Raw genomic sequence first — 19,290 nt, 5'->3', positions numbered from 1 at the left:
GCCGCCCTCGCCCCACTCCCCCGCAGGAAACCGCGGGTTACATCAGGCGTGCGGCCAGCCGGCCGAACCCCATCGCGCGCGCCAGCGAAACGGCCTCGCGCTTCTGCTCATCGTCGAGCGAATTCACCAGCGGCCTCGCCGCCGACGCCAGCCGTCGCAGCGCGGCGGCGCTCACGGCCAATTCGGTCGCCCGCGCGCCGACACCGCTGAAGAAGCCGGTTTGGCCGGATGCGTCCGCGACCTGCTGCCGGTCCCCCTCGCTGACAATTGCGCGGAGTGCGGCCTCAACGCGGGGCCAATGCTTTTCCTGTTCCGGCGTCAGACGCAGCGCAGCCTTGAGGCGGGCAATCCCGGCCTCCATCCGTGCACTCGGCTCTGCAAAGGCCGGACGAGAGGTTGCGGTTACGGAAATCAATGCCAGCGCCAGCAGGCCGGCGCCTAACGCCTTCCACATTCTTGATGTCCCCGAATGTCTTGAATTGCTGCATTGCGGGGTAGCGCAGGACGGCGCAGGCGGCAATCAGGAACCGGCGCTCGATGGTTAAATATCGATCAAAATATCTTTCGGAATCCGACACTTAATGCGGCATTCGTGGGGCACACGCCACGCTCCGGCCCTACTCCGGCGAGCTCCGCTTGCCGAAGCGCAGGCGCCAGATCGCCGCCAGGATATTCGAGTAATCGTCGGTCCAGGCGGTGACCGACCCATCCGCAACCTGAGGCCGCCACTCCGGCCGAGCGGACAAGATGCGGATATCCTCCGGCCTGCGCGCCACCACAGCGACCACCGAGGCGGCGTACATGTTGCGCTCATGGTCTTCCGGGCGGACCGTCGCATCGCGGCGGACGATGGTGGTCAGGCCGTGCGCCGCGCCGACCTCGGCGATCACGCTTGCGAGCTCCAGATAACGGTTGGAAATATGGAAGGCGATCGCGCCGCCCTCGTTGAGCCTGGCCAGATATTGGCCCAGCGCCTCCCTGGTCAGGAGATGCACCGGAACCGCGTCGGATGAGAACGCGTCGAGCACGATCAGGTCGAATCGTCCAGGCTCTTCGGCCAGTGTCAGCCGCGCATCCCCGAGAACAATGTCTTCCCCACCCCCGCATTCCGACAGGAAGCGGAACTTCGCAGGATCGCGCGCGATCCGCACCACCACGGGATCGATTTCGAAGAAGCGCCAGCGCTCGCCGGCTCTGGCGTGACACGCCATGCTGCCGCTGCCGAGTCCGACCACCGCGACGGCACCGAGCGTGCCGTTCCGCTCGCGCATCGCAGCGATGGTTTCGGCGATCGGTCCGCGCTGATAGTAATAGGTCAGCGGCTCCGGCCGTCCGGTATCCGGGGTGCCGTCGTCGTTCGTCAGGCGCTGGACGCCGTGCAGCGTGGTGCCGTGAAACAGCAGACGGAAGCGGCCGTCGGTGGAATCGGCAATCTTGTGCACACCGAAGAAGCTGCGCGCCGTTTCCGCCTGCACGAAGCCGGGCCGGTACAGCGCGGTCGCAACCAGCACCAGCGCCGTGGCAAGCGCAGCCCTCATGCTGTCGCGGGCATTCAGAAGGATATAGCCCGCGGCCAGGATCAATCCGATCTTCCAGGCCACCGCGAGACCGGGCGGGATTTGCAGGCCCATCACATAAGGCAAGAGCAGCAGGGCGAGCAGCGCGGCAAACACCAATCCGCCGCGCAGCCAGGCTCGCGCACCGTTGTCGAAAGAGCCGGGCCGGCACAGTAACGCAAGCACCATCAGGACCGGGTATTCCCACACATCGGGGAAGACATAAGGCGCAAGGAGCCCGGCGAAGATGCCGCCGAGCACGCCGCCGACCGATATCCAGAGGTAGAAGCCGGTCAGATAGCGCGCATCCGGCCGCTTCAGGTAAAGCTCGCGGTGGCAGATCATCGCCGTGACTGCGAGCAACGCGAGGTCCAGCGCCAGAACCAGCAACCAATATTTGCTGTGCCCACCGAACATGCCGATAGCAAGCGGTGCAATCAAGAAGGGCTGCAGCCGCACCATGAAGCGATGCGTCGCCACCCCGCCCGCGCGGAACGTGAAGATGAAAGTCGCGAGGAAGATCGCAAGCGGGATTACCCAGAGGAACGGCGCGGAGGCGATGTCGGTCGAGATATGCGAGGTCACCGCGATCAGCATCGCCGACGGCACGAACGCCAGCGCGATCCAGGCCGCGATGTCGCGAAGCGATGGCGCGGCGCCCCGCACCTCTTCGGCGCCAGCCGACACAGGCCGCATGGTCGCGGCCATCATGGCGCCGGCGACTGCGATCATCGCCATCAAAAGACCGAAGCCGGAGCTCCAGGCGAGGGATTGCGAGCGCAAGGTCAGAAAGGGCTCGATCAGTACCGGGTAGGCCAGGAGCGCAACGAAAGAGCCGAGATTGGAGGCGCCATAGAGAAAATACGGATCACTGGCCTGCGGATGGCCGGTGCGCGCGAACCAGGCTTGAAGCATCGGCGCATTCGCCGCGACCGCAAAAAACGGCAGCCCGATCGAAAGACCGAACAGCCCCATCAGCCACAGTGCTTCGCCTTCGGCCGGAGGCTTGCCAAATCCGGACGCAAGCCCGAGCGGCAGCGCGAAGAGAGCCAGCGCGAACACGCAAAGATGGATGCAGGCCGCGACACGCGGGTCGAACCATTTCGTCAGACTGTGCGCATAGGCATAGCCTGCGAGCAGCATGGCCTGGAAAAACACCATGGCCACCGACCAGACGCCGGGCGAGCCGCCAAGCAGCGGCAGCACCATCTTGGCGAACATCGGCTGCACCGAGAACAGGAGCAGAGCCGACAGGCAGATGGTCGCCGCGAAAACCGGCAAGGTCAGGCCGATCAGGGAGAGCACCCCCGCGGCCCGCCCGCTGTCGCTGCGTTCGATTGCTGTCATGTGAAGCCCGCCGCCGTCCTAAAGGCGGCAAACTGCCAGCTCAGCCTTAAGATTATGCTGACCGACTTGCTTAAACTTGCGTTGCCCGGATGCGTTCAAAACGCACCCGGGTCAATCGGCTTAGCCCACATCCATCGAATGAATGCGGCGGCGGCCCTCTCCGGAGCGGCTCTGTTTGCTCATCAGTTTGTTGAGCGCGCCGAGATAGGCCTTGGCCGAGGCAACCAACGTGTCCGGATCGGCGCCGCGCGAGGTCACCGAATAATCGTCCTGGGCCAGGCGGACCGACACCTCGGCCTGCGCATCGGTGCCCTCGGTGACGGCATGGACCTGATACAGCTCCAGCACCGCCTCGTGCGGCACGATCGCCTTGATGGCGTTGAAAATGGCGTCGACCGGACCGTTGCCTGTTGCCTGTACCGTCTGCTGGCGGCCGTCGATGTCGAGTTCGAGCGTCGCCGATTGCGGACCCCGGGTGCCGGCGATCACCGTCAGCGAGGTCAGCTTGATGCGATCGTGCTCGTGCGCGATCTCCTCGTCGACCAGCGCCTCGATGTCCTCATCGTAGATGTGCTTCTTGCGATCGGCCAGCGCCTTGAAGCGCACGAAGGCGTCTTCGAGCTGGTTCGAGGACAGCTTGTAGCCCAGCTCTTCCAGCTTGTGCTGGAAGGCGTGGCGGCCCGAATGCTTGCCCATGACCAGCGAGGTCTGTTTCACGCCGACGCTTTCCGGCGTCATGATTTCGTAGGTCTGGGTATTCTTCAGCATGCCGTCCTGATGGATACCGCTCTCGTGGGCGAACGCATTCCGCCCGACGATCGCCTTGTTGTATTGCACCGGGAACGAGGTCGCGGCCGAGACCAGCTTGGAGGCGCGCGTCAGCATGGTGGCGTCGATGCCGGTCCAGAACGGCAAGACGTCGTTGCGGGTCTTGATCGCCATCACGATCTCTTCCAGCGCCGCATTGCCGGCGCGCTCGCCGATACCGTTGATCGTGCATTCGATCTGGCGGACGCCGGCGCGCGCTGCGGCCAGCGAATTGGCCACCGCCATGCCGAGATCGTCATGGCAATGCGCCGAGAAGATCGCCTGATCGGCATTCGGCACACGCTCGCGCAGCATGGCGAACAGGGCGAAATATTCTTCCGGCACGGTATAGCCGACGGTGTCCGGGATGTTGATCGTGGTGGCGCCGGCCTTGATGGCCGCCTCCACGCAGCGGCACAGGAAATCGTGGTCGGTGCGGGTGCCGTCCTCGGCCGACCATTCGACATCGTCGGTATAGTTACGGGCGCGCGTCACCTGCGCGATCACCATCTCGTAGACTTCGTGCGGCTCCTTCTGGAGCTTGTATTTCATGTGCACCGGAGAGGTAGACAGGAAGGTATGGATGCGCTTGCGCGCAGCCGGCTTGATGGCTTCGGCACAGCGGTCGATGTCTTTCGGCGCAGCCCGCGACAGGCCGCAGACCACCGCGTTCTTGGTGCGCCGCGCGATCTCTTGCACGGCGGCAAAATCGCCTTCGGAGGCAATCGGAAAGCCGGCCTCGATGACGTCGACGCCCATCTCGTCGAGCAGGGCCGCGACTTCGAGCTTTTCGTCATGGGTCATGGTGGCGCCGGGGCATTGCTCGCCGTCGCGCAAGGTGGTGTCGAAGATGACGACCCGGTCCTTATCGGAACGGGTCTCGACACGGGTATCGGCGGTTTTGGCCGTGGTCATGAAATGAAGGTCCTTGTCTCGTCCTGCGCCGCTGCCGGGCGCCAATTCAGGGTTTCCGTCTGCCGACCCCTGAGCGCCCAGGCAAACATGCCCAGCCGGCCCTCAGGGGCGCCTAAGGAGCAGAAGACCGCCGAGAATGAGGGCAGCACCCGGCCGGGCCATGGCGGCCCCCGGTTTCGTCGCGCGATGGACGTCCTGCGCGGACATGCTGAAAACCCTCGAAAAGCAGAACGTTACGGTGCCACAGCCATGCTTAACGCGATGTTAACCGGTGGCACTGGCAGGGGCCTTTTAGCGGAGCTGGTGCGGTTTGCGCAAGCGGTCTCCCCGCCCAGCATCGGCCAGAATCCCGAAGGCGTGGGCGCAGCCCTCGCTCTCAGCCCTTCTTGCCGTTTTTCTTCTTCTCCGGCAGTTCCTGCGCCAATGCCGCCCGCGCCTCCTTCAGTTCGCTGCGCGTGGCATCGCTGACCTGCGGATATTGCAACGCGAGGTTCTCGAGCCCCTCGACCAGGGCCGAGGCCACGACCAGCCGGGTGAACCATTTCTTATCCGCCGGCACCACGAACCACGGCGCATGCGGGCGGCTGGTCTCGCGGATCGTCTCCTCATAGTAGCGCATATAATCGTCCCAGCGCGCGCGTTCGGCGACGTCGCCCATATTGAATTTCCAGTTTTTGGCCGGATCGTCGATGCGCTCCAGGAAGCGCTTCGCCTGCTCGTGCCGCGAGACATGCAGAAAGAATTTCAGCATCAGCGTGCCGTTGCGCGCCTGGTACTTTTCGAAGGCGCGTATGTCCTCAAAGCGTTCCTTCCAGATGTCCTTGCCGACGAGTTGCGGCGGCAGCTTCTGCTTCGCGAGGATTTCCGGGTGCGCGCGCACCACCAATACCTCCTCGTAATAAGAGCGGTTGAAGATACCGATACGGCCGCGTTCCGGCATCGCGATCGTGGTCCGCCACATGAAATCGTGGTCGAGCTCGTGCGAGGTCGGCGCCTTGAACGAATAGACCTGGCAGCCCTGCGGATTGACGCCCGACATGACATGCTTGATGGCGCCGTCCTTGCCGGCGGCATCCATCGCCTGGAAGATCGCGAGCACCGCCCAGCGATCCTGGGCATAGAGCATGTCCTGCAGCTGCGAGAGCTTCTCGATGCTCTCGCGCAGCATCTCGCGCGCTTCGTCCTTCTCGATGGCAAGACCGGCGCAGTCGCCCGGATCGATGTCCGACAGGCGGAACCTGTCCGGATTGTCGATGCGGTATTTGCGGGCGAGGGCTTCGATCTTCATGGCTGGTGTCCCGGTTCCGACGCTTGTATCCCTTCTCAACAGGTATTCTTACAAGCGTCGGAACCAAAGGGACACCAGCAACTATTCGAGTCTGGTGCGGCGTTCGATTTGACGTTCCTACGATCGACTTGCCGCCAATGCTTGTAGGAACGTCAAATCCGCTGCACCACCACTTCACTGCGGGGCGGCGCATTTGACAAGCCCATCAGCGTGCTGCGCTGCGCAAGAAGGTCTGGATGAAGCCGGGCATCGCCGGATGGATGTCGCCCGGCCCCCGCGCGACATGGACCTCGGCCAGCTCCGGATCGGGTTCGCTCGCGATATGCCCGCGAATTCTTTCGCAAAGCGCCGCAGCCGGTTCGCGCGCGCGCATCGGCTTCAGCAGCGCGACCAGCGGACCCGCAAGGATGCAATGCCAGCCGGAATCGATATCGAATTGAGCGGCATCGAGACCGGTCTCCTCCTGCACTTCCCGGCGCACGCTGGCTTCGAGATTGACCCACGCGCCTTCGACATCGTTCAGGTCCGGCGTGCCGCCGGGAAAATAGATTTTCCCCGCATTCATGGTGCCGTTGCTCATCACGCCCATGACGAAGGCGCCGTCCGATCCCTGCAATGCCCCGAGCGCGAAGCAGTTGCGCACGCCATCGTCCGCAAAGCCGAAGTCGCGCCAGGCCATGAAACTTGCGAAATCGGTCTCGAAATAGCGCGCGCGCAGGCAATCGCCGTCGATGTCCTGCGCATGCGTCAGCAGAACGCGGCCGTTCCACATGCCGGGCTTGATGCGGCGCGTGGCTTCGAAATGCGCGTCGATCGCTGCGCGCTGGGTGCGGGCAAAGTCCCAGTCGAAATCCGCCACCGCAAGATCGAGCCGCTCGATGCGAAGTATGTCAGCCATCATGCCTCGATATGGCCGTCGCTGACGAGAATGGCGCCGCCGCCGATGGTGGCGCGGGTGAGCATTCCGCCCTCCATCGTCATCCCGAGTTCGATCTGGCTCGGCCGGCCCATCTCGTAGCCCTGCTCGACGACAAAGCGATGCTCGCCGTCGGCAGGACGCGCGGTCTCCGCGACCACACCGGCGAAGGCGGCAGCGGCCGCCCCGGTTGCGGGATCCTCCCGGATGCCCAATCCGGGCGCGAACATGCGCGCATGAAAATGGTGGCCGGGCTCGGCGGTCTCGCCGCAATAGAGATAGACGATCGCGCGGCTTTCCCTGCCGAACACCGCCTCGAAGTGCTGCGCAGGTTCGGCCCGGCCGATGGCGTCGAGATCGCGCACGGGCACAAAATGCGCAGGCACCCCGGCGGACCAGCGCGACGGCGCGCCGAAGCCGATTTCATCCTCCTTCAGCGACAGTGCCGCAGCCGCCTCTGCCGCCGCAACCGGGATGCCGACAGGCTCGGGCAGCCTGGGCAGGACAAAGCTGGCGCGACCGCGATCCTTGCCCTGCGCCTCGACGCTGCAATGGACAAGGCCGACGGCCTCCTCCAGCACAAAATCGTGCGCGCCGCGATTGTAGCCGCTCATGCAGCCGAGCAGCACCGCGGTGCCGACGGTCGGATGTCCGGCGAACGGCAGTTCCGCCGCGGGCGTGAAGATGCGCAACGCGGCGCGGTTGTCGGGATCGGCGGGTGCCGTGACGAAGACCGTCTCGGCGAGATTGAACTCGCGGGCGATCGCCTGCATCGCGGCCTTGTCGAGGCCGTCGGATTCCAGCACCACCGCCAGCGGATTGCCGGCGAAGCGCTGTTGCGTGAACACGTCGAGGGTGACGAAGCGGCGGCGCATCGACCGAGGTCTCCATTCTGCGCTCATTCCCGCGAAGGCGGGAATCCAGCGCAAGGACTCTGGGTCCCGCCTCCGCGGGACCGAACGCCAGAGTGCTTTAGCCCAACATCTCCGCTTCGAAAATCTCCGACGGTGCGACCAGTTCCTCCTGCGCCTCGACCAGCAGCATCTCCCGGGCACCGCGCACCTGCGTGCGTTTCAACACCCCGAACAGCGACGAACCCGCGCGCGACAACGCTTCGCCGGCAGACCCGCTGCGCAAAAGATGCGCAAAGAACAGCGCCGCAATGGTATCGCCCGCACCATTCACCATGATCGGCAGGCGCGGCGTGCGCAGGCGAAACGCGCCGTCCGGCCCGGAGGCAAACATGTCGATGGCATCGTCCGGGGTCTCGTCAGTCAGCACCGACGTCACCAGCACGGTGCCGATCCCCGTTGAATGCAGCCAGTCGACCGCGGTCCGCATCCCTTCCATGGTGCCGGAATCGAGACCTGTCAGCACACCCAGTTCAAACTGGTTCGGACAGACGACGTCGGCCGCTGCAAGCGCATGGAGGCGCATGAAATCGGGAATGCCTTCGCGCACATAGATGCCGCTTTCGGCGTCGCCAATCACCGGATCGCAGCAATATTTCGCGGCCCGATTGGCGCGCTTGACCCGGGCAACGGCGTCCAGGATCGCCTCCCCGATGTCGGCGGAGCCCATGTAACCGGAGATCACGCCGTCGCACGCGGCGAGCGCTCCGCGCTCCGCGATGCCGGTCACCACATCGCGGATCAGCGCAGCGCCGAACACCTCGCCCTTCCAGCTCTCATAACCGAGATGGTTGGAGAATTGCACGGTGTGGACCGGCCACACCTCGACGCCGATCCGCTGCAGCGGGAACACCGCCGCGGAATTCCCGACATGGCCATAAGCGACGTGGGACTGGATGGAGAGGAGATTCATGGTGAGCCGCACATTATCCGCAGCTCACCCCTCCCCGCAATGCGGGGAGAGGAAGAACGTTTGCGGGAGACTACTTCGCCTTCAGCGCCTGTTCGACGAATTTGTTGGTGTAGGTCTTCGACAGGTCGATCTTGGCTTTCGCCACCGCTTCCGACGACTGGCTGAACACGTCGAGCACAGCTTTCGCACCCTTTGGGTCCATCAGGCCGGTGCGCGAGTACATCGGCAGCGTGGCCTTCAGCGCCTCCAGATACAGCGTCTTGTCGGCGCCGATCAGTTCGGGCGGCATTTTCGCCATGATCTCTTCCGGCGAATGCTTGTGAATCCAGTTCAGCGTGTTGACGATCGCCGTGGTCAGCGCCTGCGCCGCCTTCGGGTTTTTCTCGATCCAGTCCGCCTTGGTGTAAAGCGCCCCGCCCGGATATTCGCCGCCGAACACCTCGAGCGTATCCTTTTCCGAGCGCGTATCGGACAGAATGCGCAAATCCTTGTTGCGGCCCTGCAGCTGCGTCACCGCCGGATCGAGCATCACCGCGGCGTCGACCGAGCCCTGCTCCATCGCCGCAACGGCGGTCGCGCCAAGCCCGATGCCGATCACACCGACCGAGCCGGCGTCGACACCGTTCTTCTTCATGAGGTAATTCAGGAAGTAATGCGTCGATGAACCCGGAGCGGACACACCCACCTTCTTGCCGGCAAGATCCTTGATCGAGGTGATACTCGCAGTCTGCTTCGGCGACACCACCAACACGAGGCCGGGATAGCGGTCATAGACCACGAAGGATTGCAGATGCTGGCCCTTGGCGGCGAGATTGACGCAATGGTCGAAATAGCCCGACACCACGTCGGCCGAGCCGCCGAGCACCGCGGTCAGCGCCTGCGAGCCACCCTTAAAGTCGACCATCTCGACATTGACGCCAGCCTTTTCGTATTCGCCAAGCTGCTTGGCCAGCACGGTCGGCAGGTAGCACAGGCAGCTCGCGCCGCCGATGGCGATCGTGACCTTGGACTGCGCGAAAGCCGCACCCGACATCAGCGCCAGCGCAAACATCGACGCGGCGAGCCGCCCGAAAAGCCGAGCCGTCATGAAAGTCCTCCCGTACGGATTGGCGGCCTTTGGCCCGGCCGCATTTGATGGTTCAACGATAAAACACTGCGCCCAGCCTGCAAAGTCCGGGCGTGCACCAGGGTTAGGTCCGCGTATCCGCCGCGGCCGGACGCCAGACCAGCAGGCGCTTTTCAACCAGCGTCACAATGCCGTCGATCACGATGACGAAGGCGGCGAGCACGAACATTCCGGCGAACACGCCTGCAATGTCGAAGGTTCCCTCCGCCTGCAGGATCAGATAGCCGAGGCCTGCCGCGGAACCGAGATATTCGCCGACCACCGCGCCGACCACGGCAAAGCCGACCGAGGTATGCAGCGAGGAGAACATCCAGGACAAGGCCGAGGGCCAATAGACATGGCGCATCAATTGCCGCTCGTTCATGCCGAGCATCCTGGCATTGGCGAGCACGGTCGGGCTCACCTCGCGCACGCCCTGATAGACGTTGAAGAACACAATGAAGAAAACCAGCGTGACGCCGAGCGCCACCTTCGACCAGATGCCGAGCCCGAACCACAGCGTGAAGATCGGCGCCAGCACGATGCGCGGCAGCGCATTGATCATCTTCACATAGGGGTCGAAGATCGCCGCGATCAGCGGCTGGCGCGCGAACCAGAAGCCGACCAGAATGCCGGCCACCGAGCCGATGACGAAGGCGAGCGCCGCCTCGGTCAGCGTGATCCACAGATGCCGCCAGATCGTTCCGGTGTGGAACCATTGCCAGATGCGCGCGAACACGTCGCCCGGCGTGGAAAAGAAGAACGGCGGGACCAGCGGTTTGCCGTCCGACATCGGCACGGTGGTGAGGAGATGCCAGGCCAGCAGCGTGACCACGAGGACGAGGATCTGGCAGCCGAGCAGCGCGACGCGGTTCATGACTCGCCCTCCGTCTGCGCGTAGCCCTTGAGCACCTCGTCCTTCAGCACGTTCCAGATTTCGCGGTGCAGGTCATGGAAGCGCTTTTCGAGTTTCACTTCGGAAATGTCGCGCGGGCGGGCGAGCGGCACCGGCCATTCCCCGATGATGCGGGCGGCCGGCCCGGCCGACATGATGACGACGCGGTCGGACAAGGCGATCGCCTCCTCCAGATCGTGGGTGACGAACAGCACCGCCTTGCGGTCCGCGCTCCACAGATCGAGCAGGAGGTTGCCCATGATCTGCCGCGTCTGCGCATCGAGCGGGCCGAACGGCTCGTCCATCAGCAGGATTTTCGGATCGCGGATCAGCACCTGGGCGAGGCCGACGCGCTTGCGCTGGCCGCCGGACAGCATATGCGGATAGCGGCCGGCAAATCCGGCAAGCCCGACCCGCTTCAGCCAGCCTGTGGCGCGCTCGCGCGCCTCATCCGACGGCACGCCGGCGGTCTCGAGCCCGATCGCAACATTCTGCAGCGCGGTCTTCCAGGGAAACAGCGAATCGGCCTGAAACAGGTAGCCCGCCTGCCGGTTCAGATCGGTGAGGACGCTGCCGAAAATGTCGGCCTCGCCGGAGGAGGGCGAAAGCAGCCCCGCCGCCACATTCAGAAGCGTTGATTTGCCGCAGCCGGTCGGGCCGACAATGGCGACGAATTCGCCGTCCGAGACCGCAAGGCTCGCCGCGCTGACGGCGGTATAGGTGACGCCTTTGCCGAGCCGGAAGGTGATGGTGACGTCGCGCAGCGCAATTGCGGGGGCGACAGGCTTCGCCTCCGCCGGCAAAGCCCCGGCCGCCGCCTTCCCCGTCACGAGTTTCCGCTCCCCCGTCCGCGCGTTTGCGTCAGACATTACCCGGCAAGCGGATGTGCGCAAGCATGATGCACGCGCGGCTCACGCAAGTTCCTCGTCTTTCTGCATGACGAAGATCAGCACCGCAAGCAGCGTCATATAGAAGCGGAAGGCGGCCTCCTGCCCGTTCCAGGTCTTGGACTGCCACATCGCAAAGTATTCCCCGCCCACCACCATAAAGCCGAAGAACCACACCATGAAACCCATCGTGGCGCCGGCCACCATCCAGGCCTTGGCCCGCTGAAATCCGGCCGAAGGCGCGCGCAGCGAAAGCAGCATGGCGATGGCGGCCACCGCGAGCAGCAGGAACACGATCCCTTCGGCCGCGATGATCGCCGCATAGGCGAGCCTCCACAGCGCCGGATCGGTGATGGCCCGATGCATCAGCCTGTTGCCGGGAAATGTGGTATCCATCGAGAGAACGTGTTTCACGAACTCATAATTGGTTCCGTAATCGACAATATTGTCGTAGGTCACGATGAACGCGAAGGCGGCGAGCGCTGCCGTCATCGCAATCTTTGCAAGCCGGACGATCAGCATGATGAGCCCCCTCTCCCGCCGCCAGCCCTGCCTTTATGCGCGCCGGGGAGATTCGCCTCAATGACGGAACGGCGCCTCTTCATCCGCATCGAACTGACCGCAAGCGCCAGGGCCCGCGCAGAGGCAGCCGGGCTCGGTGTCAATGCCGCGGCGAGCCAGAGCCTGGACGACCGGGTCCAGGTCGGCGACCGGCTCTCGTTCGGCGGCGAGCCGGCCGACGATTTCGTGGTGCTGCGAAGGCGCTACCTGATCGGCAGCGGTCCTGCAATCCTGGTGCTGGACGTCGACCACCCGGCGCGGAATTGAGATGGCCGGCGCGCCGCTGATCGCCTTCGAAAACGTCTCCAAGCGCTACGGGGCCGAAAGCCCGCCCGCGCTTGACGATGTGTCCATCGAAATCGCGCCCGGCGCGTTTGTCGCCATCGTCGGGCAATCCGGATCCGGCAAGTCGACACTGCTCGGCCTGATCAACCGCCTGATCGATCCGAGCGCGGGCGTGGTGCGGTTCGAAGGCGAGGACGTTCAACGCGTCGACCCGATCGGACTGCGCCGGCGCATCGGTTATGTGTTCCAGGATGTCGGCCTGTTCCCGCATATGACGCTCGCGGAGAATATCGCGATCACCCCGCGCCTCATCGGCTGGGACATGACGCGCCGCAAGGGCCGCGCCGACGAGCTTCTCGATCTCGTGCAATTGCCGCCCGCCGATTTCCGCGACCGCTTCCCGGCGGAATTGTCGGGCGGCCAGCGCCAGCGCGCCGGTGTCGCCCGCGCGCTTGCCGTGCAGCCGCATGTGATTCTGATGGACGAGCCCTTCGGCGCGCTCGATCTGCGTACCCGCGATGCGCTCTCCCGCGACTATCGCAAGCTGCACGATGCGCTCGGCCTCACCACCGTCATGATCACCCATGACGTGATCGAGGCGGTGCTGCTGGCCGACCGCATCGCCGTGATCCATGAGGGCAAGATCGCGGCCTATGGCACGCCGCACGATCTGATGCGCGATCAGGCGAACCCGGATGTGCGCGCGCTGATGGACATGCCGCGCCGGCAGGCCGAACGGCTCACCGCGCTGATGCGCAAGGGCAGCGCGTGATGTTCGCCGATCCCGCCTTCGCCGATGCCTGGTCGCGGCTGCCGGATTACCTCGGCCAGCATGTCATCGTCAGCCTGACCGCACTCGCGCTCGGGCTCGCGGTCAGTCTTCCGCTCTCGCTCTATGCAGTACGCCGGCCGCATCTGCGCACCGTCCTGCTTGCGGCCGCGAGTATTGTGCAGACGATTCCGGGCCTTGCGCTGCTGGCGCTGTTCTATCCGCTGCTGCTCGGCATCGCCTCGCTGACCGCCGAATATCTCGGCTTCGACTTTTCCGCGCTCGGCTTCCTGCCCTCGGTGCTCGCGCTCGCGCTCTATTCGATGCTGCCGGTGATCCGCAACACCATCACCGGCATCGACGGCGTCGATCCGGCGCTGCTGCGCGCCGCACAGGGCGTCGGAATGACGGACCGGCAGTCGCTGTTCATGGTCGAATTGCCGCTCGCCATGCCGGTGATCATGGCGGGCATCCGCACCGCAGCGGTCTGGGTGATCGGCACCGCCACCTTGGCGACGCCGATCGGCCAGACCAGCCTCGGCAATTACATTTTCAGCGGCCTGCAGACGCAGAACTGGGTCTTCGTACTGTTCGGCTGCGCGGCGGCGGCGATGCTCGCGCTCGCGGTCGATCTCCTGTTGTCGCTGATCGAGCGCGGTGCGGCCACGAGGCAACGCGCACCCGTTATTGCCGGCGTTGCCGGTATCGCGCTGGTCGTTGCGCTCGCGCTTGCGCCCTCGCTCGAAGCGCGCAAATCCGGCTATGTCATCGGCGCCAAGACCTTTTCCGAGCAATACATCCTCGCTGCCCTGATCGGCCAGCGCCTGCAGGCGAATGGGCTTTCGGCCTCGCCGCGCGAGGGGCTGGGCTCCAGCATCATCTTCGACGCGCTCGCCGCCGGCGAGATCGATGTTTACGTCGATTATACCGGCACGATCTGGGCGAACGTCATGAAGCGCGACGACATCATGCCGCGCAAGGAAACGCTCGCCGAGGTCGCGCGCTGGCTGAAACAGGAGCGCGGCATCGCGTTCGCCGGCGCACTCGGCTTCGAGAATGCCTATGCGCTGGCGATGAAGCGCGGCGAAGCCGAGCGCCTCGGCATCACGAGCCTTGCCGATCTCGCACGGCACGCGCCGCAGATGACCATCGCCGGCGATTACGAGTTTTTCGGCCGGCCTGAATGGGCGGCGATCCGCGAGACTTACGGGCTGGATTTCAAGGCGCGCCGGGCGATGCAGGCCGAGTTCATGTATCCCGCCGCAGGCAACGAGGTGGACGTGATTTCGGCCTATACCAGCGACGGGCGCATCGCCCAGTATGATCTCGTGGTGCTCGACGACCCGCAAGGCGTGATCCCGCCCTATGATGCGATGCTGCTGGTGTCGCCGAAGCGCGCGGACGACGCGGTCCTGCTGGCGGCGCTGAAGCCGCTGGCAAATGCCATCGACGTCGAGACCATGCGCGAGGCGAACCTGCGCGCCAGCAGCGGCGAGGCGCCGGAACAGGTCGCGCGGTGGCTGGCGAACCGGTTGCGGAAATAGCATCACAAATCATTAATCATCCGCGCAGACCCTCGCCATCGGCAACGAAATGGCAAGGCGGCCGCAGTCCAGTGGCGATTCGTCAGTTTCGGATTCACAGGCAAAAGCATATGGCGCCCGGCACCGATTTCATTCTCGACGCGCTGGTGCGCGAGAAGATCAGCCACCTGTTCATGGTTCCGGGCGGCCTGGTTGACCCCTTCCTGCCGGCGCTCGGCCGCTTTCCGCAGATCAAGCCGATCGTGGCGGCGCAGGAAGGTGGCGCGGCCTACATGGCCGACGGCTATGCGCGTGCCAGCGGCCGCTTCGGTGCGGCGCTTGGCATCGGCGGTCCGGGCCTCGGCAACATGATCACCGCGATGGCCGCCGCGCGCACAGATTCCTCGCGCGTGCTGATCCTGAGCGGCGAGGTCGCGGTGGCGATGGAGGGCCTCGGCGCATTTCAGGATGCGAGCTACGAGACGCTCGACGATCCGCTGCTCGCAGCGCCGGTCACCCGCTTTTCGACCTCGGCCGACGCGGTGCAAAATCTCAATCACCTGTTCCGGCGCGCGCTCATGGAAATGATGGGGCCGCCGTCGGGGCCTGTGCATCTCTCGCTGCCGCACGATGTGCTGACCGGGACTGTCTCCGTTGCGCATGAGCCCATCGATCCGGCTTTATGCCATCCGCACGGCATCGACGCAGAAATGGCGGGCCGGGCACTCGCCGCCTTGCGCGGTGGCGGCACGGATGGTCCGGCGGTGAGGATCGCGATCCTCGCCGGTGCCGGCGTCGAACATGCGGCGGCGGGCGACAAGCTGATCGCGCTTGCGGAGCGCTTCTCAATTCCGGTTGCGACCACATTGCGCGCCAAGGGCGTATTTCCTGAAGATCATCCGCTGTCGCTCGGCGTGTTCGGCTATGCTGGCACCCGCCACGCCACCCAAGCTCTGCTCTCATCCGGGATCGACCTCCTGATCGTGCTCGGCTCCGGACTGAATGAGCGCGACACCATGCACTGGTCGAGCCGTCTCGCTCCGGCGCGGGGCATTGTCAGCGTCAACCTGTCGGCGAAGGCACTCGCGATGGAGACTGCGCGCGGCCTCGGCGTGATCGGCGATGCCGGCGCCTTCCTCGACATTCTGGCCGGCGCAAGCAACGCGACGGCGCTGGAGAAAGGCGTGACCGTCCGCAAGGAATGGATCGCCGCGGTCCGCTCCGGCCCCCGCTTCTACGACACCGATCACCTCGACAGCGACGCTGTGCCGATCCATCCCGCGCGCGTGGTCGGCGCCTTGCGCAAGGCGTTGCCGCGCGACGGTATCCTGCTCGTCGATTCCGGTGCGCATCGCGCCTTTGCGGGACATTACTTCGACGCCTATACGCCCTGCACCTACATTTCCGCGACCAATCTCGGCCCGATGGGCTGGGGCATTCCAGCCGCGATCGGTGTAGCCTGCGCGCGGCCCGGCACGCGCGTCGCGCTGATCACCGGCGACGGCTGCATGCAGATGCACGGCATCGAGATCGCGGTCGCAGCGCGCTACCGGTTGCCCGTCACCTATGTCGTGCTCAACAATGCCGCGCTCGGCAATGTCTGGCTGCGCGCGCATACACTCGGTCCGGTTCCCGACGAACTGACCCGGATTCCGGATCACGACTGGGCAGGATTCGCCCGCGCGCTTGGCGTCGCGGCGGAAACGGTCCGCGATCCGGACCAGATCGCGCCGGCGCTGGCGCGCGCGGTCGCAACCGATGGTCCCTGCCTCATCGACTTCAAGACCGAGCGCAATGCGCCGACGCCGGTCTACGATTTCGCGGAAGAGGCGCGCCGCTGGTCCTATCACGAGTAACGGGCATGGCCTCGCTCCCCTTCGATCCGGACAAAGCGTCCCCGGCCGATCGCGCGATTTACGAACGGTTGAAGGCCCACCGCGCAGCCGTCGGCGCGCCCTTTACCGGCCCATATCTCGCACTGATGAATCATCCGGTGCTCGCCGAGAAAATCGAGGCGCTGGGCTATTTACTGAAATTCGAAGGAGCGCTGCCGCGCGAGGTCTATCAATTCGTCGTCCTGTCGGTGGCGCGCGCCTGCGGCGCGGCCTTCGAATGGATCGATCATGTTGAGCATGCGCGCGCAGCCGGAATGCCGAACGACGTGATCGAAGGCATCCGTACGGAAAGCGATACGCCGCTGCCTGAGCCGTATCAGACTGCGGCTCCGGTGGTGCGCGCCGCGCTGAGATGGCAGGACGTGCCGGAGGATGCGCAAGCCGCGGCGATTGCAAAATTCGGGACCAAGGGCTTTGTCGAACTGGTCGTGGTGACCGGCTTCTATCAGATGTTCTCGGCGATCAACGAAGGGTTCGCGGTCAAGCCGCCGGCCGGCAGCACGCCCGCCTTCTGAAAGACGCCGGCGCCTGCCCTGCCGCAACGGCCGTCGGACAGGAAGATCGGCTTTAATTCTTCAGCGCGGGAAACTTCTCGACCAGATCGCCGATCACCTTGGAGACCTTTTGCATCTGTGCGGCAAAGTCAGGGCCGTCGAGATATGCGATGGTCTGCCCGGATTTGGTCATGGCTGCGCGGAAGCCTTCAGACTTCACCGTATCCGCGCAGGCCTTGCGATAGCGGGTCAGAATGTCAGCCGGCACGCCCTTGGGCGCGAACAGGCCGAACGGCGTCGCGAAACCCTCGCCGAAGCCGAGTTCGTAGGTGGTCGGCACGTCCGGCAGCAGCGGAATGCGATCGCGCGCCACGATGGCGAGCGCGCGCATGTTGCCGACGCCGCCAGCATCGCCCGACATATGGACGTCGATATGCTTTCCCATCAGCGCCGTGCGCGCCGGCGCATCGCCCCGGAATGGCACCGAAGTCAGCGTGACGCCAGCGCGCGAGGACAGATCGAGCATCTGCAGATGCGGAATGCTGCCGGGACCGGGGTGGCCGTAGGTGAGTTTGTCGGGGGTCTGGCGAGCCTGGTCGAAGATGTCCTTGAGCGAGCGGTAGGGGCTGTCGGGCGCAACCACGATGACCGTCGGCGTGATCGACACCTGGCAGATATAGTCGAAGGACTGCACGCCGTAGCGCAGATCGCTGCGCAGATGCGGCCGGCCGGTGATCACGCCCATCGCGGAAAAGCCGAGCGTCGCGCCATCCGGCGCCGCCAGCGCCGTTGCGGTCGCGCCGATGGTGCCGCCCGCGCCGTCGCGGTTGACGACGACGAAGGACTGGCCGAGGTCCTTCGACATTCCCTCCGCCAGCAGGCGCCCGACGATATCGGTGACGCCGCCTGCGGGAAACGGAACAATGAGCTCGATATTGCGCGCGCCCTGTGCGGCTGCCGCGACCGGTATCAGTGCCGAAACAATCAGCGCAGCGATGCAAGTCGCAATCTTGCCGAACATGGGCTTGGCCTCCCCGGACGGCCGAAGTCGACTGAATCGCAGGCATAAAGGCAAGCGAAATATCAGGTGCTACGCAGCGCGAAAACGAGAAAGGGCCCGCCGGAGCAGGCCCTTTGCATATCCGTCCTCCGGAATGAATCAATTCCGCGCCTTGTCGACCAATGCCCTTTGCTTGATCCACGGCATCATCTCGCGCAGCTTCGCGCCGACCTGCTCGATGTCATGCTGGGCGAGCTTGGCGCGGGTCGCCTTGAACGAGGTCTGGTTGACCTTGTTCTCCAGCATCCAGTCTCGTGTGAATTTGCCGGACTGGATGTCGGCGAGCACGCGCTTCATCTCGGCCTTGGTCTCCGCCGTGATGATGCGCGGCCCGGTGACGTACTCGCCGTATTCGGCGGTGTTGGAGATCGAGTAGTTCATGTTGGCGATGCCGCCTTCGTAGATCAGGTCGACGATCAGCTTCACCTCGTGCAGGCATTCGAAATACGCCATCTCCGGCGCATAGCCCGCCTCGACCAGCGTCTCGTAGCCGGCCTTGATCAGTTCGACGAGGCCGCCGCAGAGCACGGTCTGCTCGCCGAACAGGTCGGTCTCGCATTCTTCCTTGAACGTCGTCTCGATGATGCCGGCGCGGCCGCCGCCGATCGCCGAGGCATAGGAGAGGCCAAGGTCATGCGCGTTGCCGGAGGCATCCTTGTGAATCGCGATCAGGCAGGGCACGCCGGCGCCGCGCTGATATTCGCCGCGCACGGTGTGGCCAGGGCCCTTCGGTGCGACCATGAGAACGTCGAGATCGGCGCGCGGCTCGATCAGGTTGAAATGCACGTTGAGGCCGTGGGCGAACAGCAGCGCCGCGCCCTCCTTCATGTTGGCATGCAGGTGGTCGCGGTAGATGTCGGCCTGCAATTCGTCCGGCGTCAGCATCATGATGACGTCGGCCCATTTGGCGGCCTCGGCCACTTCCATCACCTTGAAGCCCTCGCCTTCGGCCTTCTTGGCCGAAGGCGAACCCTTGCGCAGCGCAATGGCCACGTCCTTCACGCCGGAATCCCGCAGATTGAGGGCGTGGGCATGGCCCTGGCTGCCATAGCCGACGACGGCGACCTTCTTGCCCTTGATCAGGTTCAGGTCGGCATCCCGGTCGTAATAAACGCGCATCATCAACCCCTGAAGTGGCGGCTCCCGGCCGCTTCGCTCATAGT

General features: G+C 64.8%; 18 protein-coding genes. 5 read left to right on the top strand and 13 right to left on the bottom strand.

All coding sequences use genetic code 11. The features are described 5' to 3' along the window. Positions 1-37 precede the first annotated feature (37 nt). From ACK41X_RS05235 to ACK41X_RS05185, 11 genes are all read right to left on the bottom strand, one after another. Positions 38-454: a Spy/CpxP family protein refolding chaperone gene (locus ACK41X_RS05235; protein WP_409719977.1), complete on the bottom strand. Its 417-nt coding sequence runs from the start codon at positions 452-454 to the stop codon at positions 38-40. A 163-nt stretch (positions 455-617) separates the two neighbouring features. Then, positions 618-2,903 carry a spermidine synthase gene (locus tag ACK41X_RS05230; protein WP_409719975.1) on the bottom strand — a complete coding sequence of 762 codons (2,286 nt, stop codon included), beginning with the start codon at positions 2,901-2,903 and terminating at the stop codon, positions 618-620. A 120-nt stretch (positions 2,904-3,023) separates the two neighbouring features. After that, complete coding sequence (locus ACK41X_RS05225; protein ID WP_409719973.1) at positions 3,024-4,625, bottom strand: 2-isopropylmalate synthase; 1,602 nt, start codon at positions 4,623-4,625, stop codon at positions 3,024-3,026. Between the two features lie 376 nt (positions 4,626-5,001). Next, on the bottom strand, positions 5,002-5,913 hold the full coding sequence (locus tag ACK41X_RS05220) for a polyphosphate kinase 2 family protein (protein ID WP_409719971.1): 912 nt from the start codon (positions 5,911-5,913) through the stop codon (positions 5,002-5,004). A 205-nt stretch (positions 5,914-6,118) separates the two neighbouring features. Then, entirely contained in the window at positions 6,119-6,811 is a 693-nt protein-coding gene (locus tag ACK41X_RS05215; protein ID WP_409719969.1) for an NUDIX hydrolase, read from the bottom strand. Beyond that, a complete protein-coding gene (locus ACK41X_RS05210) occupies positions 6,811-7,704 on the bottom strand; it encodes a PhzF family phenazine biosynthesis protein (RefSeq protein WP_409719967.1) in 894 nt (297 codons plus the stop codon). The genes ACK41X_RS05215 and ACK41X_RS05210 overlap by 1 nt, the downstream gene beginning before the upstream one ends. Positions 7,705-7,801: 97 nt before the next feature. Continuing rightward, the gene (pdxY, locus tag ACK41X_RS05205; protein ID WP_409719965.1) at positions 7,802-8,653 is read right to left on the bottom strand and encodes a pyridoxal kinase PdxY; all 852 of its coding nucleotides are present in this window, start codon (positions 8,651-8,653) and stop codon (positions 7,802-7,804) included. A 70-nt stretch (positions 8,654-8,723) separates the two neighbouring features. Then, positions 8,724-9,740: an ABC transporter substrate-binding protein gene (locus ACK41X_RS05200; protein WP_409719963.1), complete on the bottom strand. Its 1,017-nt coding sequence runs from the start codon at positions 9,738-9,740 to the stop codon at positions 8,724-8,726. A 103-nt stretch (positions 9,741-9,843) separates the two neighbouring features. After that, a complete protein-coding gene (locus ACK41X_RS05195) occupies positions 9,844-10,635 on the bottom strand; it encodes an ABC transporter permease (protein WP_409719961.1) in 792 nt (263 codons plus the stop codon). Next, positions 10,632-11,483, bottom strand: a complete 852-nt coding sequence (locus ACK41X_RS05190) for an ABC transporter ATP-binding protein (RefSeq protein WP_409719959.1) — start codon at positions 11,481-11,483, stop codon at positions 10,632-10,634. Before ACK41X_RS05190 ends, ACK41X_RS05195 begins: the two co-directional genes overlap by 4 nt. Positions 11,484-11,564: 81 nt before the next feature. Then, positions 11,565-12,059 carry a DUF2165 family protein gene (locus tag ACK41X_RS05185; RefSeq protein ID WP_409719994.1) on the bottom strand — a complete coding sequence of 165 codons (495 nt, stop codon included), beginning with the start codon at positions 12,057-12,059 and terminating at the stop codon, positions 11,565-11,567. A gap of 63 nt (positions 12,060-12,122) precedes the next feature. On the opposite strand from ACK41X_RS05185, the gene ACK41X_RS05180 reads away from it, so the two are divergent. The 5 genes from ACK41X_RS05180 to ACK41X_RS05160 all read left to right on the top strand — a co-directional run bounded on the left by ACK41X_RS05180 (position 12,123) and on the right by ACK41X_RS05160 (position 17,088). Then, positions 12,123-12,368, top strand: a complete 246-nt coding sequence (locus ACK41X_RS05180) for a hypothetical protein (protein WP_409719957.1) — start codon at positions 12,123-12,125, stop codon at positions 12,366-12,368. A gap of 1 nt (position 12,369) precedes the next feature. Continuing rightward, positions 12,370-13,158 (top strand): ATP-binding cassette domain-containing protein, encoded by a 789-nt coding sequence (locus ACK41X_RS05175; RefSeq protein ID WP_409719955.1) that lies wholly within the window; start codon positions 12,370-12,372, stop codon positions 13,156-13,158. Further along, complete coding sequence (locus ACK41X_RS05170) at positions 13,158-14,699, top strand: ABC transporter permease/substrate-binding protein (protein WP_409719953.1); 1,542 nt, start codon at positions 13,158-13,160, stop codon at positions 14,697-14,699. The genes ACK41X_RS05175 and ACK41X_RS05170 overlap by 1 nt, the downstream gene beginning before the upstream one ends. A 110-nt stretch (positions 14,700-14,809) precedes the next feature. Then, on the top strand, positions 14,810-16,534 hold the full coding sequence (locus ACK41X_RS05165; protein ID WP_409719951.1) for a thiamine pyrophosphate-binding protein: 1,725 nt from the start codon (positions 14,810-14,812) through the stop codon (positions 16,532-16,534). 5 nt (positions 16,535-16,539) lie between these two features. After that, positions 16,540-17,088, top strand: a complete 549-nt coding sequence (locus tag ACK41X_RS05160) for a carboxymuconolactone decarboxylase family protein (protein WP_409719949.1) — start codon at positions 16,540-16,542, stop codon at positions 17,086-17,088. Positions 17,089-17,140: 52 nt separating this feature from the next. Here ACK41X_RS05160 and ACK41X_RS05155 read toward each other — a convergent pair whose 3' ends face one another. Next, the gene (locus ACK41X_RS05155) at positions 17,141-18,088 is read right to left on the bottom strand and encodes a tripartite tricarboxylate transporter substrate binding protein (RefSeq protein ID WP_409719947.1); all 948 of its coding nucleotides are present in this window, start codon (positions 18,086-18,088) and stop codon (positions 17,141-17,143) included. A 138-nt stretch (positions 18,089-18,226) separates the two neighbouring features. Further along, positions 18,227-19,246, bottom strand: a complete 1,020-nt coding sequence (gene ilvC / locus ACK41X_RS05150) for a ketol-acid reductoisomerase (protein WP_409719945.1) — start codon at positions 19,244-19,246, stop codon at positions 18,227-18,229. Positions 19,247-19,290 lie beyond the last annotated feature (44 nt).

This window comes from Pseudorhodoplanes sp., from assembly GCF_046289595.1.
Lineage (GTDB): Bacteria > Pseudomonadota > Alphaproteobacteria > Rhizobiales > Xanthobacteraceae > Pseudorhodoplanes.
The sequence above is the reverse complement of the archived record's forward strand: the minus strand, read 5'-3'. Positions and strand labels throughout refer to the sequence as shown.